The sequence below is a fragment of the Streptomyces sp. AgN23 genome (assembly GCF_001598115.1).
Taxonomy (GTDB): Bacteria; Actinomycetota; Actinomycetes; order Streptomycetales; family Streptomycetaceae; genus Streptomyces; species Streptomyces antimycoticus.
The window spans coordinates 7,346,342-7,368,199 of the sequence record NZ_CP007153.1 but is presented as its reverse complement, the minus strand read 5'-3'; the positions used below and the strand labels follow the sequence as shown (position 1 = coordinate 7,368,199).

Annotated in this window: 17 protein-coding genes, 1 pseudogene and 1 riboswitch; of the genes and pseudogenes, 7 read left to right on the top strand and 11 right to left on the bottom strand. The window is 71.7% G+C overall.

Annotated features, from left to right (window positions below):
* The first annotated feature begins 2 nt into the window (after nucleotides 1-2).
* Nucleotides 3-1,364, top strand: a complete 1,362-nt coding sequence (locus AS97_RS32150) for an aspartate aminotransferase family protein (RefSeq protein WP_059144218.1) — start codon at nucleotides 3-5, stop codon at nucleotides 1,362-1,364.
* A gap of 285 nt (nucleotides 1,365-1,649) precedes the next feature.
* On the opposite strand, the gene AS97_RS32145 is transcribed toward AS97_RS32150, so the two are convergent.
* A complete protein-coding gene (locus AS97_RS32145) occupies nucleotides 1,650-3,194 on the bottom strand; it encodes a PucR family transcriptional regulator (protein WP_210566107.1) in 1,545 nt (514 codons plus the stop codon).
* A 255-nt stretch (nucleotides 3,195-3,449) separates the two neighbouring features.
* Between AS97_RS32145 and AS97_RS32140 the strand changes: the two genes are divergently transcribed.
* From AS97_RS32140 to AS97_RS32120, 5 genes are all read left to right on the top strand, one after another.
* A complete protein-coding gene (locus tag AS97_RS32140) occupies nucleotides 3,450-4,925 on the top strand; it encodes a sodium:solute symporter (RefSeq protein WP_059144216.1) in 1,476 nt (491 codons plus the stop codon).
* 91 nt (nucleotides 4,926-5,016) lie between these two features.
* Nucleotides 5,017-6,720: a thiamine pyrophosphate-binding protein gene (locus AS97_RS32135; protein WP_210566106.1), complete on the top strand. Its 1,704-nt coding sequence runs from the start codon at nucleotides 5,017-5,019 to the stop codon at nucleotides 6,718-6,720.
* 142 nt (nucleotides 6,721-6,862) lie between these two features.
* On the top strand, nucleotides 6,863-7,588 hold the full coding sequence (locus AS97_RS32130; RefSeq protein WP_059144242.1) for an ATP-binding cassette domain-containing protein: 726 nt from the start codon (nucleotides 6,863-6,865) through the stop codon (nucleotides 7,586-7,588).
* A complete protein-coding gene (locus tag AS97_RS32125) occupies nucleotides 7,570-8,823 on the top strand; it encodes a hypothetical protein (protein ID WP_086709949.1) in 1,254 nt (417 codons plus the stop codon). The genes AS97_RS32130 and AS97_RS32125 overlap by 19 nt, the downstream gene beginning before the upstream one ends.
* 105 nt (nucleotides 8,824-8,928) lie before the next feature.
* A complete protein-coding gene (locus AS97_RS32120; protein WP_059144213.1) occupies nucleotides 8,929-10,026 on the top strand; it encodes an LOG family protein in 1,098 nt (365 codons plus the stop codon).
* Nucleotides 10,027-10,138: 112 nt separating this feature from the next.
* On the opposite strand, the gene AS97_RS32115 is transcribed toward AS97_RS32120, so the two are convergent.
* The 9 genes from AS97_RS32115 to rpsB form a co-directional block, all read right to left on the bottom strand.
* The gene (locus AS97_RS32115) at nucleotides 10,139-11,176 is read right to left on the bottom strand and encodes an ABC transporter ATP-binding protein (protein ID WP_059144212.1); all 1,038 of its coding nucleotides are present in this window, start codon (nucleotides 11,174-11,176) and stop codon (nucleotides 10,139-10,141) included.
* Nucleotides 11,177-12,790: an iron ABC transporter permease gene (locus tag AS97_RS32110; protein ID WP_059144241.1), complete on the bottom strand. Its 1,614-nt coding sequence runs from the start codon at nucleotides 12,788-12,790 to the stop codon at nucleotides 11,177-11,179.
* Nucleotides 12,791-12,882: 92 nt separating this feature from the next.
* Complete coding sequence (locus AS97_RS32105) at nucleotides 12,883-13,956, bottom strand: thiamine ABC transporter substrate-binding protein (protein ID WP_210566105.1); 1,074 nt, start codon at nucleotides 13,954-13,956, stop codon at nucleotides 12,883-12,885.
* Nucleotides 13,952-14,056: riboswitch (TPP riboswitch) on the bottom strand. Its footprint overlaps the gene before it by 5 nt.
* A 73-nt stretch (nucleotides 14,057-14,129) precedes the next feature.
* Nucleotides 14,130-15,236 carry a 23S rRNA (adenine(2503)-C(2))-methyltransferase RlmN gene (gene rlmN / locus AS97_RS32100; RefSeq protein WP_210566104.1) on the bottom strand — a complete coding sequence of 369 codons (1,107 nt, stop codon included), beginning with the start codon at nucleotides 15,234-15,236 and terminating at the stop codon, nucleotides 14,130-14,132.
* A 72-nt stretch (nucleotides 15,237-15,308) separates the two neighbouring features.
* Entirely contained in the window at nucleotides 15,309-16,490 is a 1,182-nt protein-coding gene (locus AS97_RS32095) for a phosphatidate cytidylyltransferase (protein ID WP_059144209.1), read from the bottom strand.
* Nucleotides 16,490-17,047, bottom strand: a complete 558-nt coding sequence (gene frr, locus AS97_RS32090; protein WP_059144208.1) for a ribosome recycling factor — start codon at nucleotides 17,045-17,047, stop codon at nucleotides 16,490-16,492. Before frr ends, AS97_RS32095 begins: the two co-directional genes overlap by 1 nt.
* Before the next feature lie 104 nt (nucleotides 17,048-17,151).
* Nucleotides 17,152-17,934 (bottom strand): UMP kinase, encoded by a 783-nt coding sequence (gene pyrH / locus AS97_RS32085; RefSeq protein WP_014055206.1) that lies wholly within the window; start codon nucleotides 17,932-17,934, stop codon nucleotides 17,152-17,154.
* Between the two features lie 155 nt (nucleotides 17,935-18,089).
* The gene (gene tsf, locus AS97_RS32080) at nucleotides 18,090-18,926 is read right to left on the bottom strand and encodes a translation elongation factor Ts (protein ID WP_059144207.1); all 837 of its coding nucleotides are present in this window, start codon (nucleotides 18,924-18,926) and stop codon (nucleotides 18,090-18,092) included.
* 109 nt (nucleotides 18,927-19,035) lie between these two features.
* Nucleotides 19,036-19,977 (bottom strand): 30S ribosomal protein S2, encoded by a 942-nt coding sequence (rpsB, locus tag AS97_RS32075; RefSeq protein WP_059144206.1) that lies wholly within the window; start codon nucleotides 19,975-19,977, stop codon nucleotides 19,036-19,038.
* Nucleotides 19,978-20,372: 395 nt separating this feature from the next.
* Here rpsB and AS97_RS32070 point away from each other — a divergent pair.
* Nucleotides 20,373-21,092: pseudogene (locus AS97_RS32070) on the top strand (peptidoglycan DD-metalloendopeptidase family protein); the annotation flags it as partial.
* Between the two features lie 149 nt (nucleotides 21,093-21,241).
* On the opposite strand, the gene AS97_RS32065 reads toward AS97_RS32070, so the two are convergent.
* Nucleotides 21,242-21,781, bottom strand: coding sequence for a TetR/AcrR family transcriptional regulator (locus AS97_RS32065; protein WP_059144205.1), 540 nt, complete (start codon nucleotides 21,779-21,781; stop codon nucleotides 21,242-21,244).
* Nucleotides 21,782-21,858: the final 77 nt, after the last annotated feature.

The following is a 21,858-nucleotide window of genomic DNA, read 5'->3' as shown; positions in this document are numbered from 1 at the left end:
CAATGAGCGCCGACCTCTCCAAGACGGCGTACGACCACCTGTGGATGCACTTCACCCGCATGTCGTCGTACGAGAACTCCCCCGTGCCGACGATCGTGCGCGGTGAGGGCACGTACATCTACGACGACAAGGGCAAGCGGTACATCGACGGCCTGGCCGGCCTGTTCGTGGTCAACGCGGGCCACGGCCGGGTCGAGCTGGCGGAGACGGCCTACAAGCAGGCCCAGGAGCTCGCCTTCTTCCCGGTGTGGAGCTATGCCCACCCCAAGGCCGTCGAGCTCGCCGAGCGGCTCGCGGGCTACGCACCCGGCGACCTGAACAAGGTCTTCTTCACCACGGGCGGCGGCGAGGCCGTCGAGACCGCCTGGAAGCTGGCCAAGCAGTACTTCAAGCTCACCGGCAAGCCCACCAAGCACAAGGTCATATCCCGGGCGGTGGCCTATCACGGCACCCCGCAGGGAGCCCTGTCGATCACCGGGCTGCCGGGGCTCAAGGCCCCCTTCGAGCCGCTGGTCCCCGGCGCCCACAAGGTCCCCAACACCAACATCTACCGCGCCCCGATCTTCGGCGACGACCCCGTGGCATTCGGCCGCTGGGCCGCAGACCAGATCGAGCAGCAGATCCTCTTCGAGGGCGCGGACACCGTGGCCGCGGTCTTCCTGGAGCCGGTGCAGAACGCGGGCGGCTGCTTCCCGCCGCCGCCCGGATACTTCCAGCGGGTCCGCGAGATCTGCGACAAGTACGACGTGCTGCTGGTCTCGGACGAGGTCATCTGCGCCTTCGGCCGACTGGGCACGATCTTCGCCTGTGACAAGTTCGGCTACGTCCCGGACATGATCACCTGTGCCAAGGGCATGACCTCGGGCTACTCCCCGATCGGCGCCTGCATCATCTCCGACCGGCTCGCCGAGCCGTTCTACGAGGGCGACAACACCTTCCTCCACGGCTACACCTTCGGCGGCCACCCGGTCTCGGCCGCGGTCGGCGTCGCCAACCTCGACATCTTCGAGCGCGAGGGCCTCAACCAGCATGTGCTGGACAACGAGGGCGCGTTCCGGTCCACGCTGGAGCGGCTGCACGATCTGCCGATCGTCGGCGATGTGCGGGGGAATGGTTTCTTCTACGGCATCGAGCTGGTGAAGGACAAGGCGACCAAGGAGTCCTTCGACGAGGAGGAGACCGAGCGGATCCTCTACGGCTTCCTCTCCAAGGCGCTGTACGAGAACGGGCTGTACTGCCGGGCCGACGACCGCGGCGACCCGGTCGTGCAACTGGCGCCGCCGCTGATCGCCGACCAGGCGCTGTTCGACGAGATCGAGCAGATCCTGCGGGCGGTGCTGACGGAGGCGTGGACCAAGCTCTGACGGTCGGTCGCTCCGGCAGCCCGAGGGGCGCGGTGCGGGCTCGCTTGAGGCTCGGGCACATGTGAGGCTCAGGTTCATGTGAAGCTCAGGTTCATGTGAAGCTCAGGTTCATGTGAAGCTCAGGTTCATGTGAAGCTCAGGTTCATGTGAAGCTCAGGTTCATGTGAAGCTCAGGTTCATGTGAGGCTCAGGCCCGCTCAGCCCAGCCCACGTGAGGCGCAGGCCCAGTTGGGGCTCAGCCCACGTGAGGGTCAGGCCCAGTTGGGGCTCAGGCCCACGTGAGGCTCAGGCCCACTTGAGGGCGAACCACAGCTCCATCCGGACGTCCGCGTCGCCGAGGTCCACATCCAGCAGCGCCTCGGCGCGGGCGATCCGCTGACGGACCGTATTGCGGTGCACCTCCAGTGCCACCGCCGTACGGTCCCAGCTGCCGTGCAGCGACAGCCACACCCGCACCGTCTCCAGCAGCGCCGGTGCGCCGTCGAGCGGCGCTAGCAGGGCCCGGCCGTGCGCTCCCGCCTCGGCCGGGTCCACCAGCGAGACGACGCCACCCGCGCGGGACGGACCATGCCGCACCAGCGGCACCCGCTCGGCGACGGCCCGCCGCAGCGCACGGGCGGCGTCGGCGCCGCCGCGCGGCAGCTCCGCGGCCGGTACCGGCGCCCCGACGCCCAGGGTCCAGCCGGGCTGCGCCCGTACCTCCGCCTCGCCCTGCACGAGGGCGCACAGCGCGTCCCCGTCGAGGTCGACCAGCGGCGTCCCGAGCCCGGCCGCGAGCGCCGCCGTGGCCAGCAGCCCGTCGTCCCGGCCGCGGCCGCGCCGCCGCCCGTGCACCACGGTCCACAGCCCGCCGTCCTCCGGGGTCCCGGATTTCACATCGGGCGGCGTCCCCGCCTGCCCCGGCGAGCGGCTCAGCAGTCCGGCCACCCGTGCCGGTTCGGCGCCGAGCATCAGCCGTACCAGCGCCGCGGTGCGCTCGGCCTCGGCCCCGACCACCCGCCGCGCCGTCAGCAGCGACAGCAGCACCACGGCCACCCCCACGATCGCCCCGTCCGCGCCGTCCCGCCGGGGAGCGCAGACGCCGAGTGCGAGCCGGTCCTCCGGCCCCGCCGGGCCGCCCAGCCCGTACGCGGTCAGCTGCAGCTCCTCACCATCCGCGCCGGCCGCCCTGCCCGCCGCCGAGGACGGGCCCGAGCGCAGCCGCGCCGCGAGCGCACCGAGCGCCGTACGGGCCTCCCGCGACTGCCGCGGCCCGGCGGCCGCCAGCTCCGCGCCGTCCGGGCCGTAGAGCACCGTCCACGCCCCGAGGTGCTGGCCCAGCTGCCGCAGCACGGCCGGTACGGGGTGCGGGCGCGCCGCGGCCGTCGCCAGCGACTGCTGTGCCTCGGTGACGCTCCGCAGCTCATGGTGGCGGCGCTCGGCCATCGCGTCCCAGACGGCGCTCGCGACGGCCGTGAAGGTCGTCTGCCGCGGCACCTCGACCAGCGGCAGCCCATGCCGGTCGCACGCCTCGACCAGCGCGCGGGGCACCGTGTCGTGCACCGGCGCGATGCCGAAGCCGAGCGCCGCCGCGCCCGCCTGGACCGTACGGGCCACATAGCGGTCCCAGTAGGTGCCGGCACCCGCCGCCTCCGGGCAGTGCACCCCCGCGCTGAGCAGCAGCTCGCCGCCCAGCAGATACGGAACGGGGTCCTCCATTTCGCTGGTGTGGACGAAGTACACGGGCGTGTCCGCCTCGCGCGCCCCCGCGACCTGCCGCAGCCCGAGGGCGGGGTGGCCGAGGAGGGTGGCGAGCGGGACGGGGGCCGTCGGGGGTACGCGGTCGTTCATCACGGCGGGCCTCGCGTGGGGACGGTTCGTAGAGGACGGTTCGTACATGCAGGGGATCGGGAGTGGAGGAAACGTACACTTCCCGGACGCTCCGGCGACACCTAGGGTCTCCGTCACTCCCCACATTCCCCGCACGCCCCGCACTCCCCACGACCCGATCCCCGCGGATCGCCGGGACCTCCCCGATCCCGTGCGGCTCCGCTCGCCCGATCTCCCGACCGCTAGCCGACCCCCGCCGGACCGAGGAGCACCGCCATGACCGCTGTCGACTACACCGTGATCGTCGTCTATCTCGCGGGCATGCTCGCGCTCGGCTGGTGGGGCATGCGCCGCACCACGTCCACCAGCGACTTCCTGGTCGCTGGCCGGCGGCTGGGGCCGTTCATGTACTCCGGGACGATGGCCGCGATCGTGCTCGGCGGCGCGTCCACCATCGGCGGCGTCGGGCTCGGCTACCAGTACGGGCTCTCCGGCGCCTGGATGGTCATCACCATCGGCCTCGGGCTGCTGGCGCTGTCGGTCTTCTTCTCGGCGCGCATCGCCCGCCTCAAGGTCTACACGGTCAGCCAGATGCTGGATCTGCGCTACGGCGGCTCCTCCGGCCTGATCTCGGGCATCGTGATGTGGGGCTACACCCTGATGCTCGCGGTCACCTCGACCATCGCCTACGCCACCATCTTCGACGTGATCTTCGGCCTGGACCGGGTCATCGCCATCGTGCTCGGCGGGGCGATCGTGGTCTGTTACTCGACGCTCGGCGGCATGTGGTCGATCACCCTCACCGACATGGTGCAGTTCGTGGTCAAGACGGTGGGCGTGCTGCTCCTGCTGCTGCCGATCGCGGTGGTGAAGGCGGGCGGCTTCGGCGCGATGGAGTCCGAACTCCCCCACGGCTACTTCTCGCCCCTGGGCATCGGCGGCCAGACCGTCTTCACCTATGTGCTCATCTACTCCTTCGGCATGCTGATCGGCCAGGACATCTGGCAGCGGGTCTTCACCGCCCGCGATGACAAGGTGGCCCGCCGTGGCGGCACCGCGGCCGGTACGTACTGCCTGGCATACGCGGTCGCGGGCGCGGTCATCGGCACGGCGGCGAAGGTGCTGTACCCCAAGCTGGACGCCCCGGACGACGCGTTCGCGACCATCGTCAAGGACTCCCTCCCGGTGGGCGTGAAGGGACTGGTGCTGGCCGCCGCGCTGTCCGCGGTGATGTCCACTTCCTCGGGCGCGCTCATCGCCTGCGCGACGGTGGCCAACAACGACATCTGGGCCCGGCTGCGCGGCCGTACGCTCCGTACGGCCGGTGACTCCCACGACGAGGTGGGCGGCAACCGCGTCTTCATCCTCATCATGGGCATCGCCGTGATCGGCATCTCCGTAGCGCTCAACGATGTCGTGGAGGCACTGACCGTCGCCTACAACGTGCTGGTCGGCGGGTTGCTGATGCCGATCCTGGGCGGGCTGCTGTGGAAGCGCGGCACGGGCGCGGGCGCCCTGGCCTCGGTGAGTGTCGGCGGCCTTACGGTCATCGCGCTGATGGGATGGAAGGGCATCCTCGCCAACGAACCCATCTACTTCGGGCTGCTGGCCTCGCTGGTGGCGTATGTGGCGGTCAGCCTCGCCACCAAGCCGACCGACGCGGCGATCCTCGACGCCTGGCGGCGCCGACTCGCCGGTGAACCGGCCGCCCCCGCCTCCGAGACCACCAGCCCGGCCGCCGCGGGCGCCTGACACTGCCTCGCGCCCCCACACCGGCAGCGCCGCCATACCTACCCCTCCCTCATCCGCGCTTCCATACGCCCCGTCAGAAAGGCACCCATCCATGCCCACCGCACAGCGCGCGCGTCACGGCGGCGATCTCGTCGTGGAGTCCCTCACCGCGCTCGGGGCGAGCACCGTGTTCGGGCTTCCCGGACAGCACGCTCTCGGGGCGTTCGACGCGCTGCGGCGGTCCGGGCTGACCTATGTGGGGCTGCGGGTGGAGAACAACGCCGGGTTCGCCGCCGACGCCTTCGCGCGTGTCACCGGTACGGTCGCGCCGCTGCTGGTGTCCACCGGGCCGGGGGCGCTCATGACGCTCGCCGCGCTGCAGGAGTCGGCGGCGGCTTCCGCGCCCGTCCTGGCCATCGGCAGCCAGGTGCCGACCGCGGGGCTCGGCGGCGGACGCAAGGGCTATCTCCATGAACTCGTCGACCAGAAGGCGTCGTTCCGCGACATCGTCAAGTCCGTCCACACGGTCCGTACCGCCTCCCAGATCCCCTCCGCGGTCGCCGCCGCCTGGGCATCCGCGCTGGAGGCTCCCGCCGGGCCGGTGTGGCTGGAGATCCCGCAGGACGTGCTGCTCGCACCGGTCTCCGTGCCGCCGGTGACCTCCTTGCGCGCCGCGCCCCGGCCGCTGCCGCCGCGGCCCGAGCTGACGGCGGAGGCCGCGAGGCTGCTGAGCGCCGCCGAGCGTCCGGTGATCTTGGCTGGCGGCGGAGTGGTGCGCGCCGGGGCGCGGCAGGAGCTGCGGGCGCTGGCCGAGGCGCTGGACGCGCCCGTGACGACGACCTTCGGCGGCAAGGGCGCGTTCCCCTGGGATCATCCGCTCTCGCTCCAGTCCTGGCTGGAGGACGCGCACACCACCGAGTTCCTGGAGGACGCCGACGTCCTGCTGGTCGTCGGCTCCGGGCTGGGCGAACTCTCCTCCAATTACCACACGTTCCGCCCGCGCGGCCGCCTGGTCCAGATCGAGGCCGACCTCGGCAAGCTGGAGTCCAACCACCCGGCGCTCGGCATCCACGCCGACGCCCGCGAGGCGCTGGCCGCCCTCGCCGAGGCCGTCACGCCGCGCCCGCCGGGCACGGCGGCCAAGGCCGCGGCCGGGCTGCTCACCCGGGTGCGGGAGCGGATCGACGCGCAGGGCCTGGAACTGGAGCAGCGGGTGCTGGGCGCGGTGCGGGACGCGCTGCCCGATGACTCCCCCAGCTTCTGGGACATGACGATCCTCTCCTACTGGGCCTGGTCGGCCTTCGATCCCCGTGCGGGCGCCCTGCATTCGGCCCAGGGCGCGGGCGGCCTCGGCTACGGCTTCCCGGCCGCCCTCGGCGCCGCCGCCGCTGATCCCGGACGGCCGGTGCTGGCCGTGTCGGGCGACGGCGGGGCGATGTACTCGATCGCCGAACTCGCCACCGCCCACCAGTACCGGCTCCCCGTCACCTGGCTGATCGTGGACGACGGCGGCTACGGCATCCTGCGCGAGTACATGACGGACACGTTCGGCGAGGCGACCGCCACCGAGCTGTCCCGCCCGGACTTCGTCACGCTGGCCGAGTCCTTCGGCGTCCCGGCGGTCCGTACCACACCCGAGCGGCTGCGCGCGGACCTCGCCGGCGCCCTCGCGGCCCCCGGGCCGTCGGTCGTGGTGCTGCCCGCGCTGCTGCGGATGTTCGCGCCCACCCACCTGGACCGGTTCGCCGACGGCGGCCCCGGTGACGGCCCCGGGCCCGATCAGGGCTGCTCGGAGCCCGACCCCGATCAGGGCTGATCGGAGGAAATGGGGGCCACCCGCGCCGAGCCTGGGCGCGGGCCCCCACCCGAGTCCTTACCGTGCCAGTGACCCATTGGCTTCGCGCTCGTTCACCCAACCGGGGGAATGAGACGATCGCAGGTAAGGCGAGGTGCTCGGGATGGTGGCTCCGCCGGACGACGACATGCTCGCGGCACGCACCGTGTCGTATGCCTACGGCGGCTCACCCGCCCTCCTCGGTGTCTCTCTCAGCGCCCGGGAAGGCGAGATCCTCGCCGTCACCGGCCCGCGGGGCTGCGGCAAGACCACCCTCCTCACCTGCCTGGCGGGCCAACTCGTCCCGGACGGCGGGGAAGTGTGGTTCAAGGGCGTCCCCGTGCACAGCCTCCCCCCGCTCGGTCTCGAACGGCTGCGGCGCGACCACTTCGGCTGGATCGGCACCGAGCCCCACCTCATCCCCGAGCTCACCGCCTGGGAGAACGCCGCACTCGCCCTGATGCTGCGCGGCACCGGGCGGCGCGCCGCGAAGAGCGCCGCGTGCGAGTGGCTGGACCGGCTCGACATCGGCGAATGCGCCCGGGTGCGGCCCGCCGCACTGCTGCAGTCCCAGCGCCAGCGGGTCGCCATCGCCCGTGCCCTGGCCGCCGGGCCCAGCGTGCTCTTCGCCGACGAGCCGACCGCCCCGCTGCACCAGGCCGACCGCGCCCAGGTGCTGCGCACCCTCACCTCGGCGGCTCGCTCCCACGACATCACCGTCGTCCTCGCGACTCATGACCAGGAGGTGGCCACCCTCGCCGACCGCACCGTCGCCCTGCTCGACGGGCGCCGGGTGGGCTCGGACCCCTCCGAGGCGGAAGGCAGGGCCGCGTGCTCAGCCTCCGTCTGACCCGCGGTGCCCGCCCATCGGTGCTGCTGCGGCGGTCGCTGGTCACCGTCGCGGCGGCGGGCGCGAGCTTTCTGCTGCTGAGCGCCCTCGGATTCGCCTCGGGCCATCCGGCGGACTCGCAGGGCGCGGTGGGGCGGCTGCTGTGGTGCCTCGTCCCACTGGCCGCGACTGTCCATCTGGCCGTCGCCGTGGGCCGCGCCGACCCCAGCACCGGGCCGGGCCCCGGTTTCGCCGCGGTCGGGCTCGGCCCGGCCCGTGCGGCACTGCTCGCGGCGGTCTCGATGGCGGCCGCCTGCGCGCTCGGTGGTGTGCTGGCGCTGCTGGTCTTCCTGTATCTGCGTGGCGACCTCGGCTCCTGGCTGGACTGGGCCGGAAGCGGGGCGGTCGGCCGCCAGCTCGGCAGCGGTCGGCCGCTGCCCCTGGCCGGCACCGTGACGCTGCTCGCCGTCGTCCCGGTGCTGGTGGGCGCGGCGTGTGCGGCCGTGCTGTGGCCCCGGCAGCCGCGGGCCGGACACCAGCCGCCCCGCCAACCGCGGGGCGCCCGACGCCCGGCGGTCCCGGCCCCGCCCACCGTCGTGACGGGGCCGGTCGCCCCTTTGCCCCACCGGACCACCTCCGGCCTTCCGTGGGGCATCGCCCTGACCGCGGCCGGGCTCGCCCTCCAGGCATACGCGAGCGGCGACGCGCCCCCGCACCCCGACGCCCTGCTCGCCGTGCCGGGCCGGCTCGGCGGCAACCCGCCCGGCGTGGTGGGCGGCTGGGCACTGGCGGCGCTCGGGCTGGTGCTGGCCGGGCCCGGTCTCACCCATCTGTGCGGCAGGCTGCTGGCCGTCGGGCGGCCTGGTGTGCTGCGGCTGCTGGCCGGGCGCATGCTCCAGCAGGAGGCCGGTCTGATCGGACGTCCGGTCGGCGCGCTGTGCGCCCTGGCCGCCGCCGGATACACCGTCCTGGAGCTGTACGGAAGGGCCTCGGGGCCGTCCGGCGCCCATGCCTTCGGCCCGCTCACCGGTCTGGGCGCGGCGCTGGTCACGCTGTGCGCCGCGGCCACCACCCTGACCGCGGTCGTGGAGGCGAGGAGCGCGCGCGAGCGCACGACGGCCGCGCTGCTCCGCCTCGGCGCCCCGACCCGGCTGCTCCGCGGGGCGGCCGCACTGCGCGCGACGGCTCTGCTGGCGCTGCTGGTGCCGCTGGTGTGGGTAGTGGCGCATCTCACGGCGATGCCGTTCCACCGCTGAATTTCTCGGGTGTTGATATCCATGCCTGGATTGTGCGACCGAGCGGCCCGGTCACGATTGCCTCAATCCACAGCCCCCCACCTCCGGTGTGATTAGCATGTCGGCGTGCAGGAACCAGACCGGGAAATAGAGTCCATCGAGGAGTTCGACCAGGTCGTCGCCCGCGGCACCCTGGCCGGGTTCCGGGTCCAGTCCGTGGACCTGACGAGCCGTACCGCGGCGCTCCTCTCCACCGACACCAGCGAGGCGGTCTTCCTCGGCTGCCCGATGGAGTCCGAGGCGGCCGCGAAGGTCCGGGCCGGGAGTGCGCTGGTGTTCCCGCCGGTGCCGGATCTGCCGTTCGATCCGTACCGCGGCACCCTCTACTCGCCCGCGCAGCTCTTCGAAGGCCTCACCGAGCACGGTTACGCGCGGACGCCGGACGCGCTCGCCTACGCCTGGTTCCAGCAGACCAAGACGGACGGCGACGTCTTCGCCTCGATGCTGCGCTCCATCCACGACGACGCGATCTCCGACGCGCTCGACGAATTCCTCGTCGGGACGCGGGTGGTGGGCGTCATGGGCGGACACGCCCTGGAGCGCGGCTCCGACGGGTTCGCGGGCGCCGCCCGCCTCGGGCGGGCCCTGGCACGGACCGGTCTCACGGTCGCGACGGGCGGCGGGCCGGGTGCGATGGAGGCCGCGAACCTGGGCGCCTACGCGGCCCCGCACGAGGACGCGATGCTGGACAAGGCGCTCGAACTGCTCGGCAAGACGCCCTCGTTCCGGCCGTCCATCGGGGCGTGGGCCGAGGCCGCCTTCGCGGTGCGCGAGCGCTGGCCGGACGGCGGTGCGTCGGTCGGCATCCCCACCTGGTTCTACGGACACGAGCCGCCCAGCGCGTTCGCCTCGCACATCGCCAAGTACTTCGCCAACGCCACCCGGGAGGACGGGCTGTTGGCGCGCTCGACCGCGGGCGTGGTCTTCCTGCCGGGCGCCGCCGGAACCGTCCAGGAGATCTTCGACAACGCGACGCCGAACTACTACGAGTCGCGCGGTGAGCCCACCCCGATGGTGCTGGTGGACCGGGACCACTGGACCCGGCGGCTGCCCACCTGGCCGCTGCTCGAAGCGCTCGCGGAGGGACGGTCCATGAAGGCCCGTATCGCACTGGTGGACTCGGTGGACGAGGCACCCGAGGCGCTGCTGTCGCTGCTTGGCTGACCTGACGTCACGAACGCTCTGCGCGCAGGTGAGTTGTCGCATCCGGGGCTTGGCGTGCCGTAGTCCAGCGTCAGGCCCCGGCGCAAGCGCCGCGACGCCAGGAACCCAGGCGTCAGACCTCGGCGTCCAGCAGCACCACATCGGCCGGGTCGAAGGCCACTCCCACCCGGGCCCCCGCCTCCGGGGCGTCCCGCAGGGCGCAGGACGCCTCCAGGGGCGGCGCGGCCGGGTCCGGCAGCCGCAGGACGAGCGCCACATGGTCGCCGCGGAAGGTGCGCGTCTCCACGGTGCACGCCAGCCCCTCCTCGGGGTCCGTCAGCCGTACCCCGGCCGGGCGGACCAGCAGCCTGGTGGGGCCCGGCCGTGAGCCGGGCGGAACGGGCAGCTTGCCCCAGCGGGTGTCGGCGACCTCGCCGTCCACGATCGCCTCGACCACATTGTCGAAGCCGAGGAAGCGGGCGACGAACTCGGTGGTGGGCCGCTGCCACACCTCCAGCGGGGTGCCGGTCTGGGCGATCCGGCCGTTGTCCATCACCACCACCCGGTCCGCGAGCGCGAACGCCTCGCCTTGGTCGTGGGTGACCGCGAGGACGGTGGTCCCCAGCCGTGCGAAGAGCTCGCGGAGCTCCACCACCAGCCGCTCCCGCAGCCCCCGGTCGAGCTGGCCCAGCGGCTCGTCCAGCATCAGCAGCTTGGGCCGTGGGGCCAGCGCGCGGGCGAGCGCCACCCGTTGCTGCTCGCCGCCGGAGAGCGAGTCGACGGGGCGGCGCTGGGCGCCCGGCAGCCCCACCAGTTCCAGCAGTTCGGCGACCCGGCGATCCGCCTCCGCACGCCCCACCTTGCGCATCCGCAGCCCGAAGGCGACGTTGCCGCCCACGTCCCGCTGCGGGAACAGCTGGTGGTCCTGGAACATCAGCCCCACCCCGCGCCGATGCGTGGGCACCCCGCTCTGGTCCTGTCCGGCGAGCGACACCCGGCCGGCGTCGGCGCGCTGCAGCCCGGCCACCACGCGCAGCATGGTGGACTTGCCGCTTCCGCTCGGGCCCAGCACACAGACCGTCTCGTGCTCGGCGACCTCCAGATCCACGGCGTCCAGCGCGTCGCGCCGGCCGAACCTCACGGTCACCTCGTCCAGTCGCAGCAGCGTCATTCAGAACTCTCCGGAACGGTCGGTGCGGATGCGCTCGAGCGCCAGCAGCGATCCGGCGCAGACCAGCATCAGGATCGTGCTCAGGGCCATCGCCTGCCCGTAGGAGAGCTGTCCGGCCCGGCCCAGGAACCGGGCGATGGCCACCGGGAGGGTCGGCTGGTCGGGGCGCGCGATGAAGACGGTCGCCCCGAACTCGCCCAGGGACACGGCGAACGCGAAGCCCGCCGCGACCGCCACGGCCCGTCCCACCAACGGCAGGTCCACTTCCCGCCAGACCCGCCACGGGGACGCTCCGAGCACGGCTGCCGCCTCCCGGAGCCGGTGGTCCACCGCCCGCAGCACGGGGAGCATGGTCCGTACGACGAAGGGCACGCCCACCAGGGCCTGGGCGAGCGGCACCAGGACCCAGGAGGCCCGGAGGTCCAGCGGGGGCTCGTCGAGGGCGATCAGAAACCCGAATCCCACGGTGACGGCCGAGGTGCCCAGCGGCAGCATCAGCAGCGCGTCGAAGCCCCGTACCAGCCTGCCCGCCTTACGGGTGAGCGCGGCGGCGGCGAGGCCGCCCACGGCGAGGGCGAAGACGGTGGCGACCGCCGCGTACCGCAGGGAGTTCCCGACGGCCTCCATGGGCGCCACGAAGAAGGTGCCTCCGCTGTCGGCGGCCGACTTGAGCGCCTCGTAGTAGGTGAAGCCGTAGCCGTCCGGTCCGTTCAGCGAGCGTTCCACCAGCACCGCGAGCGGTGTCACGATCAGCAGCACGACCACCGCCAGCACGCCCCACAGCAGCGCCCACTGGGCCGGGCCGCTCGGCCGGCGCGCCGTGCGGCCGGGGTCGACGAGCCGCAGGGCGCTCTCCCGGCGCCTTACGGTCCACGCGTGCAGGGCCAACACCGCAGCGACCGCGGCGAACTGGACGAGGGTGAGCACCGCGGCCGTGGGCAGGTCGAGCAACTGCGCGGTCTCCCGGTAGATCGCCACCTCAAGGGTGGCGTAGCGGGGGCCGCCGAGGATCTGGATCACGCCGAAGGAGGTGAAGGTGAACAGGAACACCATCAGCGCGGCGGCGGCCACGGCGGGCGCCAGCGCGGGCAGCGTCACCCGGCGCCAGGCCGACAGCCGGCTCGCGCCGAGCACCCGCGCGGCCTCCTCCTGCCGCGGGTCGAGCTGGGCCCACAGCCCGCCGACGGTCCTGACGACGACCGCGTAGTTGAAGAAGACATGGGCCAGGAGGATCGCCCAGACGGAGGTGTCGAGCCGCATCCCCCACAGCTCGTCCAGCAGCCCGCCCCGGCCGAGCAGGGCCAGGAAGGCGGATCCGGCGACGACGGTCGGCAGGACGAACGGCACGGTCACCACGGCCCGCAGCAGCCCCTTGCCGGGGAAGTCGAAGCGGGCGAAGACATAGGCGCCGGGCAGCGCGACCGCGAGCGTGAGGGCGGTCGACGCGACCGCCTGCCAGCAGGTGAACCACAGGACGTCCAGCGTCGCCGGATCGGTCACCACCTCGGCGATCCGGCCGAACCGCCACTGCCCGCCGACGCGCAGCCCCCGGGCGACGATGGAGGCCACGGGATAGGCGAAGAAAACCGCGAAAAAGGCGAGCGGCACCGCCATCAGAGCGAGCCGGAGGGCGAGCGCGCGACGGCCGCCGACTGCCCTGTCGGCCTTACGGTGGCCGTCGGCCGCCTTACGGTTCTCGCGGGGCTCTACAGGACCAGCGAGGACCATGTCTTGACCCACGGCTCACGGTTCTTGGCGATCTTCTGCGGCGCCAGGGTGGCCGAGTCGGCGATCCTGGTCCCGTATCGGGTGAACAGCTCCGGCAACTTGGCGTCCTCGCGCGCCGGGTTGACGTACATGTTCAGCGGGACGTCCTCCTGGAACCGCTTGCTCAGCAGGAAGTCCAGCAGCGCCTTGCCGCCCTTGGTGTTGCCCGCGCCGTTCAGCAGCCCGGCGAACTCCACCTGCCGGAAACAGGTGCCCGTCGCCACCCCGGTGGGCGCCTTGGCGGGCTTGGTCTTGGCGTCGGCCACCTCGGCGGGCGGGCTCGATGCGTAGGAGACGACGAGCGGCCGGTCGCCCTTGCCGCCGCCGGCCGAGCCGGAGAACCGGTCGTAATACGCCTGCTCCCAGCCGTCGACGACCTCGACACCGTTGGCCCGCAGCTTCTTCCAGTAGCCCTTCCAGCCGTCGTCGCCGTACTTGGCGGCCGTGGCGAGGAGGAAGCCGAGACCGGGGGACGAGGTGGCCGCGTTCTCGGTGACGAGGAGGTTCTTGTAGGCGGGCTTGGTCAGATCCTCCAGCGTCCGGGGCGGCGCCAGCTTCTTGTCGGCGAAGTACTTACGGTCGTAGTTGACACATATGTCGCCGAAGTCGACGGGGGTGACACGGTGCTCGGCCCGGTCGAGCTGAAGGGCCGCCGGGACCTTGTCGAGGCCCTTGGCCGTGTAGGGGGTGAACAGGTCGTTGTCGAGCGCCCGGGAGAGCAGGGTGTTGTCGACGCCGAAGAACACATCGCCCTGGGCATGGCCCTTGGACAGGATCGCCTGGTTGACGGCGGCTCCGGCGTCGCCCCCGGCCTGCACCCGCACCTTGTAGCCGGTCTCCTTGGTGAACTCCTTGAGGACCGCCTTGGATGCCGCGAACGAGTCATGCGTGACCAGGGTGACCGTCTTGGAGCCCGTGCCGCTCTGGGAATCCTCGCCGCAACCGACGAGCGCGCCCAGGGCCAGTGAGCCGAGGAGGGCGGCTGAGATGGCAAGCCGAAGCTGGCTGTTCATGGTGATGCTGACTCCCTACGCCGGTATGACCCGGATCAGGTCCGAGGGTCTGCGGCTGTGCCGCACTCTCAGCGCTCTGAGCGCTCCCCTGTCGGAATGTTCATTTGTACGGATGTTCAGTTTTACGACGATCGCCTGATGCGGCGATGTCCAGGCACCGTATCAGCCGGTCCTCAGCGCTCCGAAGCCGCCAGCTGCCCGCAGGCCCCGTCGATCTCCTGGCCACGGGTGTCCCGGACGGTCACCGGCACCCCGTGGGCTTCCAGGGCCGCCACGAACGCCTTCTCGTCCTCGGGCCGGGACGCCGTCCACTTGGAGCCGGGCGTCGGGTTCAGCGGAATGAGGTTCACATGCACCCGGCGGCCCTTGAGCAGCCGACCGAGCAGATCGGCGCGCCACGCCTGGTCGTTGATGTCCTTGATCAGCGCGTACTCGATGGAGACCCGGCGACCGGACTTCTCCGCGTACTCCCACGCGGCGTCCAGGACTTCGCGCACCTTCCAGCGGGTGTTCACCGGCACGAGGGTGTCGCGCAGCTCGTCGTCGGGGGCGTGCAGCGACACCGCGAGCCGGCACTTGAACCCCTCGTCGGCGAAGCGCAGCATCGCCGGAACGAGGCCGACGGTGGAGACGGTGATGCCGCGCTGCGAGAGGCCGAGGCCGTCGGGCTCGGGGTCGGTGAGCCGGCGGATGGCGCCGACGACACGGTTGTAGTTGGCCAGCGGCTCGCCCATCCCCATGAAGACGATGTTGGACAGCCGGGCCGGGCCGCCGGGGATCTCGCCGTCGCGGAGGGCCCGCATACCGTCGACGATCTGATGCACGATCTCGGCGGTGGACAGATTGCGGTCCAGCCCCGCCTGGCCGGTGGCGCAGAACGGGCAGTTCATCCCGCAACCCGCCTGTGAGCTGATGCACATGGTCACCCGGTCCGGGTAGCGCATCAGCACGGACTCCACGAGCGTGCCGTCGAAGAGCCGCCACAGGGTCTTGCGCGTGGTGTCGTCGTCACAGCTGATGTGGCGCACCACGTTCATCAGCTCCGGCAGCAGCCCGGCGGCCAGCTTCTCGCGCGCGGCCGCCGGTATGTCGCTCCACTGTGCGGGGTCGTCGACATAGCGCGCGAAGTAGTGACGCGACACCTGACTGGCCCGGAAGGGCTTCTCCCCGAGGGCGGCGACGGCCTCCCGGCGCTCGGCGGGTGTGAGGTCGGCAAGATGCCGCGGGGGCTTCTTGGCCCCACGCGGCGCGACGAAGGTCAGTTCTCCGGGCTTAGGCATGGTTCACCCAGTGTCGCAGACGTACGAAGGGCCCCGCGCCATGTGTGGCGCGGGGCCCGTGGGCCGGCGTCGTCAGCCGCCGCCCACGAAGATCACCAGCAGCAGCCACACCACCGGCGCGGTGGGCAGCAGCGAGTCGAGCCGGTCCATGATCCCGCCATGGCCGGGCAGCAGCTTGCCCATGTCCTTGATGCCGAGGTCCCGCTTGATCATGGACTCGCCCAGGTCACCGAGGGTCGCGCTGACCGCGACGGCGAAGCCGAGCAGCAGGCCCTGCCACCAGACGCCGTCGTCGATGAGGTACTGCATGCACAGCGCGCCCGCGACCATCGCGAAGGTCACCGCGCCCAGCAGCCCCTCGCGGGTCTTGCCGGGGCTGATCCGCGGTGCCAGCGGATGCTTGCCGAAGCGCCAGCCCACCGCGTACGCCCCCGTGTCGCTGACCACGGTCAGCAGCAGGAAGGTGAGGACCCGCCACGGGCCGTCCTCGGTGTCCAGCATGAGCGCCACGAAGGTGGCCAGGAACGGCACGTAGAAGGCGGCGAAGACGCCCGCGGTGACATCCCTGAGGTAGTTGTCGGGCGGTTCGGTCATCCGCCAGACCAGCACCGCGAGCGCCGTGAGCGCCACCGCCACCACCGCGCCCTGGGCACCGCGCACATAGCCCGCGACGATCATGGCGACTCCGCCGACCGCGAGCGGCACCAGGGGGACCCGGATGTCCTTGCGCTCGGCCAGCCGCGAGGTCAGCTCCCAGAGCCCCACCACCACCGCGACCGCTACCACGCCGACGAACACGGGCTTGTAGATGAAGAGCGAGGCCACGATGATCACGCCGAGGCCGATGCCCACCCCTATCGCGGCGCGCAGATTACGGCCCGCGCTCTTCTTCCCCTGCCCGGCACCGGTGCCACGCACGCCGCCGTCTGCGGAGGCGGGGTCGGGCGCGGGGTCGGGGGGCGTCGGCTGGCGTCCGGCGGGCTGCCGGGGTCCGGGCTGCGGCTCCCGCTCGTCGCGGAAGAGGGGGCCGCTCAGCCGAGCGGCCCCCCGGTCACGGTCGGCGGCCTCGCCGGAGTCGCCGCCGCCTGCGTGGGGCACGGTGGGCATGGGGCGAGTCTGCGCCGCTTCACCCACCTCGTGCGCGGGACCCGCCGAAGAAGGCGCCGCCACCCAGCCGTAGCCGGGGGAGGTGCCCTGACCGCCCGGTCCCCGGAATCCGGCGCTTGGTGGGGCCCCCCAGGAAGAGTCGTTCATCAGACCTCGAGCAACTCGGCTTCCTTGTGCTTGAGCAGCTCATCCACCTGCGCGACATACTTCGCCGTGGTGTCGTCGAGCTCCTTCTCGGCGCGGCGCCCCTCGTCCTCGCCGACCTCGCCGTCCTTGATCAGCTTGTCGATGGACTCCTTGGCCTTGCGCCGGACGCTGCGGATCGAGATCTTCGCGTCCTCGCCCTTGGCCTTGGCGACCTTGATGAACTCCTTACGGCGCTGCTCGGTGAGCTCGGGGAACACCACCCGGATGATGTTGCCGTCATTGCTCGGATTGACGCCCAGATCCGAGTCCCGGATCGCCTGCTCGATGTTGCGGAGCGCGGTCTTGTCGAACGGCGTGACCACGGCCATGCGCGGCTCCGGCACCGAGAACGACGCCAGCTGATTGATCGGCGTCAGCGCACCGTAGTAGTCCGCCACGATCTTGTTGAACATCGCCGGGTGCGCACGCCCGGTGCGGATCGCGGCGAAGTCCTCCTTGGCGACCACAACGGCTTTCTCCATCTTCTCCTCGGCCTCGAGGAGGGTCTCTTCGATCACCACTTGCTCCTGGTGTTATCAGTAAGCAGAGCCTCGCCCCTGCGTGCGTCTTCTCCTGCACGGTGTCCGACCGGCAGGCCGTTGTCCATCCCCCGTTCGAGCCGTCAGGCCCGGGAGCCCTGGTCGCTCACCAGCGTGCCGATCTTCTCACCCTTCACCGCGCGGGCGATATTTCCTTCGGCCAGGAGCTCGAAGACGAGGATGGGCAGCTTGTTGTCCCGGCAGAGGGTGATCGCGGTGGCGTCGGCGACCTTGAGGTCCCTGGTGATCACCTCGCCGTACTCCAGGGCGTCGAACTTCACCGCGTCGGGGTTGCGGGCGGGGTCGGAGTCATAGACTCCGTCGACGCCGTTCTTCCCCATGAGCAGGGCCTGCGCGTCGATCTCCAGCGCCCGCTGGGCCGCGGTGGTGTCCGTGGAGAAGTACGGCATGCCCATACCCGCGCCGAAGATGACCACGCGCCCCTTCTCCAGGTGGCGCACCGCACGCAGCGGAATGTACGGCTCCGCGACCTGGCCCATGGTGATCGCGGTCTGGACGCGGGAGTCGATGCCCTCCTTTTCCAGGAAGTCCTGGAGGGCGAGACAGTTCATGACGGTTCCGAGCATGCCCATGTAGTCCGAGCGGGCCCGGTCCATACCGCGCTGCTGCAGCTCCGCACCGCGGAAGAAGTTGCCACCACCGATCACGATGGCGATCTCGGCGCCGTCCCTGACCACGGCGGCGACCTCGCGGGCGATGGCGTGCACGACATCGGGGTCGACACCGAGTCCCCCGCCTCCGGCGAACGCCTCGCCGGACAGCTTCAGCATGAAGCGACCATGCTTGGCCGCACCGTGCGCGTTCTTGTCATCGGCGGCCTGTTTGGCGTCCGCGCCGTGATTCATTGGAGATCTCCTCGTGCACATACGAAGAAGGCCACTGCCGGACGGGTCCTGTTACGACCTCTGCGGCAATGGCCTCCTCGTCACATCTGCGGCCGACCGGTTGACGGTTGGCTGACTACGACCCTATCGGGGTCGACGGTCATTCGCTGCTCGGCTCAGACGCCGACGCGGAAACGGGCGAAGCGCTTGAGCGAGACACCGGCCTCGTCCAGGACCTTCTGGACGGACTTCTTGTTGTCCTTGGCGAACGGCTGGTCCACCAGGACGTTCTCCTTGAAGAAGCCGGTGACGCGACCCTCGACGATCTTCGGCAGGGCGCCCTCGGGCTTGCCCTCCTCGCGGGCTGTGGCCTCGGCGACCCGGCGCTCGTTCTCGACCGTCTCGGCCGAGATCTCGTCGCGGGTGAGGAACTTCGGGGCGAAGGCGGCGATGTGCTGCGCGACGTCCTTGGCGACCGTGGCGTCTTCCTTGTCCAGCTCGACCAGGACGCCGACCTGCGGCGGCAGGTCCGGGCTGGTGCGGTGCATGTACGCCGCGACGTAACCGCCGGAGAACTGCGCGAAGCGGTCCAGGACGATCTTCTCGCCGAGGGTCGCGTTGGCCTCGTCGACGAACGCCTGAACGGTCTTGCCCGCCTCGATCTCGGAGGAGAGCAGAGCGTCCAGGTCGGCCGGGGAGGTCTTGGCGACGTGGGCGGCGATGGCGTCCGCGACGACCACGAACTTGTCACCCTTGGCGACGAAGTCCGTCTCGCACTTCAGCTCGACCAACACGCCGGACGTCTTGTCGTCCGCGATGAGGGAGACGACGGCGCCGTTCTCGGCGTTGCGGCTCTCGCGCTTGGCCACGCCCTTCTGGCCCTTGACGCGCAGGATCTCGACGGCCTTGTCGACGTTGCCCTCGGCCTCGTCCAGCGCCTTCTTGCAGTCCATCATGCCGGCGCCGGTCAGCTCACGGAGCTTCTTGACGTCAGCGGCGGTGAAGTTCGCCATGATCTGTGAATCTCTTCTCGAAAGTCGAAAGCTCTACGGGTGAACGGCGGGGGCGGCGCCGTGGCACCGTCCCCCGCCGTCATACACCGTCTGAGTGACGTCTGAGTGGTCAGCCCTGCTCGGTGCCCGCGGCGGGGGCCTCGGCAGGAGTGACGTCCTCGGCGGGCTTGGCGTCCTCAGCGGGCTTGGCCTCGGCGGCCTCGGCGGGCTTGTCCGCAGCGTCCTCGGCAGGCTTGGCGTCCTCGGCGGGCTTGGCCTCGGCGTCGTCGGCCTTCTTCTCACCCTCGAGCAGGTCGCGCTCCCACTCGGCGAGCGGCTCGCCCGCGGCCTTGTCGGCCTTCTCGTCACCGGTGGCGACGCCGGAACGGGCGATGAGGCCCTCGGCGACGGCGTCGGCGATCACCCGGGTGAGCAGGGTGACGGAGCGGATCGCGTCGTCATTGCCCGGGATCTTGTAGTCGACCTCGTCCGGGTCGCAGTTGGTGTCGAGGATCGCGACGACCGGAATCCGGAGCTTGCGCGCCTCACCGACGGCGATGTGCTCCTTCTTGGTGTCGACGATCCAGACGGCGCTCGGCACCTTCTGCATCTCGCGGATACCGCCGAGGGTCTTCTCCAGCTTGGCCTTCTCGCGGGAGAGGACCAGGAGCTCCTTCTTGGTGAGGCCGGAGGCGGCCACATCCTCGAAGTCGATCTGCTCGAGCTCCTTCAGGCGCTGCAGGCGCTTGTAGACGGTCGAGAAGTTGGTGAGCATGCCGCCCAGCCAGCGCTGGTTGACATACGGCATGCCGACGCGGGTCGCCTGCTCGGCGATGGCCTCCTGCGCCTGCTTCTTCGTGCCGACGAACATGATGGAGCCGCCGTGGGCGACGGTCTCCTTGACGAACTCGTAGGCGCGGTCGATGTACGACAGCGACTGGAGCAGGTCAATGATGTAGATGCCGTTGCGCTCGGTGAAGATGAAGCGCTTCATCTTCGGGTTCCAGCGGCGGGTCTGGTGCCCGAAGTGGACGCCGCTCTCCAGCAGCTCCCGCATCGTGACGACGGCCATGGCCGTACTCCTTGAGGTACTCGGTTCCACGGCGGCCGGGCGGCCGCCGCTCCTGACGTCCCGACGCGCCTGCCATGGACGAGGCCCTTTCGGGGGTCGTCCAAGGACCGAGGGGCGCGGCCACCGAGCTGACCGATGCGCGATCGGAGCGTCGGTGGCGGGGCGTGCGAAGTCGATCCGGTGACCCGGATCGCCATAAGAAGTGTACGGGACGGGTACGGTGCCGGGTGACGGCGTTATCCACAACCCGTGAGTAGTCCCCCGATTCTGTCCATGATCCACCCGTTTCGGGTCGCCGGGCCATCGTGGAGGACATGCGAAGGCTTGTGGTGGGGTGGGCTCTTGCCCTGGTGATTCCGGCGCTGCCGATCTTGTCGGTGCTGCCGGTGACGACGGTGCCTCTTCCGGCGGTACCTCTTTCGGCGACGCGGGCCGCGGCGGCTGACCCGGGCGCGGCACCGGGGCCGGGCGGGGTACCGGGTCCGGGCGCGGCACCGGGGCCAGGACAGGTGCCGGGTCCCGGCGGAGTGTCGAGACCGGGCCGGGTGCCGGGTCCCGGCGGAGTGTCGAGACCGGGCCGGGTGCCAAATCCCGGCGGGGGATCGACGACGGCCGTGGCGTCCGGTCGGGCTGAGGGACCCACGCCGAGGACGAGGCCGGGCGGGGAGCGGTCGTGGCCGGTCGACGGTGGGCCGGGCGCGGTGCGACCAGCCGTGTTGAGGGGCTGGCAGCCGCCTCCGGCGCCCTGGGCGGCGGGGCATCGCGGGGTCGACCTCGCGGCTCGCCCGGGAGATCGTGTCAGGGCGGCGGGCGCGGGGCGGGTGAGCTTCGCGGGCCCGGTCGCGGGCCGTGGTGTGCTGGTGATCGAGGTGTCCGGGACCGGCTCCCCTCCGCTGCGCACCACCTATGAACCGGTGCGTGCCACCGTGGCCAAGGGTGAGCGGGTGGCCGCAGGGCAGGTCGTCGGCGTGGTGGCGCCGGGCTCCTTCCACTGCCGGTCCGGCTGTCTGCACTGGGGGCTACGGCGCGCGGACCGCTATCTCGATCCCCTGTCGCTGCTGCCGCCGTCGATGCTGCGGGGCGGGCCCTCCCGGCTGCTTCCGGTGTTCGGGGTGCGCGGCGCGCCCACGGTCTCCGCCCTCGCCTCCCCCGCCGGGGACACCCGGCTGCCGACGGCCGCGGCGCTGGTGGCGGCGTCCCTGTGGGCCCGGATCCGTCTGGGCCGCCCCCGCGCGCCCGGTGGAGTGGAGGGGACCGGCGGAGGTCAGCCCCGGACGCCGCGCAGGGCCATGGCGACGGCCGCCTCGGTGATCCGCTCGGGGTCCTCGGCCGCGCCGAGCTCGATGCGTCGCACCGCGGCGTCCACCACGCCCTGGAGCAGCACGGCCGAGAGCCGCGGCTGCTCATGCCCGAGGGCCGCGAGGGCCTCGACCACCATGGCGATCAGTCCGCCATGGGCGGCGCGGATCTTCTCCCGCGCGCCCGAGTCCAGCTCACCGGCGGAGATCGCCACCACCGCGCGGTGCCGGCGGTCGCCGACGAGCGCCAGCTGTCGGCGGACATACGCCTCGATCTTCGCCTCCGGCCCGTCGGCCCGCTCCATGGCGGCCTCGACCTCGGCGGCCCAGACCGGGAAGTCGACGGCGCACAGTTCCTCGACCACAGCGGCGCGCGAGCGGAAGTACTCATAGACGGAGGACCGTGCGAGTCCCGTGCGCTCGGCGAGGGCGGGGAAGGTCAGCGCCTCCGTGCCGCCCTCGGACAGCAGGGTGCGGGCGGCCTCCAGCAGGGCCGCGCGCTGCATCGTTCGGTGCTCGGCCACTGAGGCCGCTCGAATCCTGGGCACCCGACCACTCTACGGAAAAGGCCACCATGAGGGCG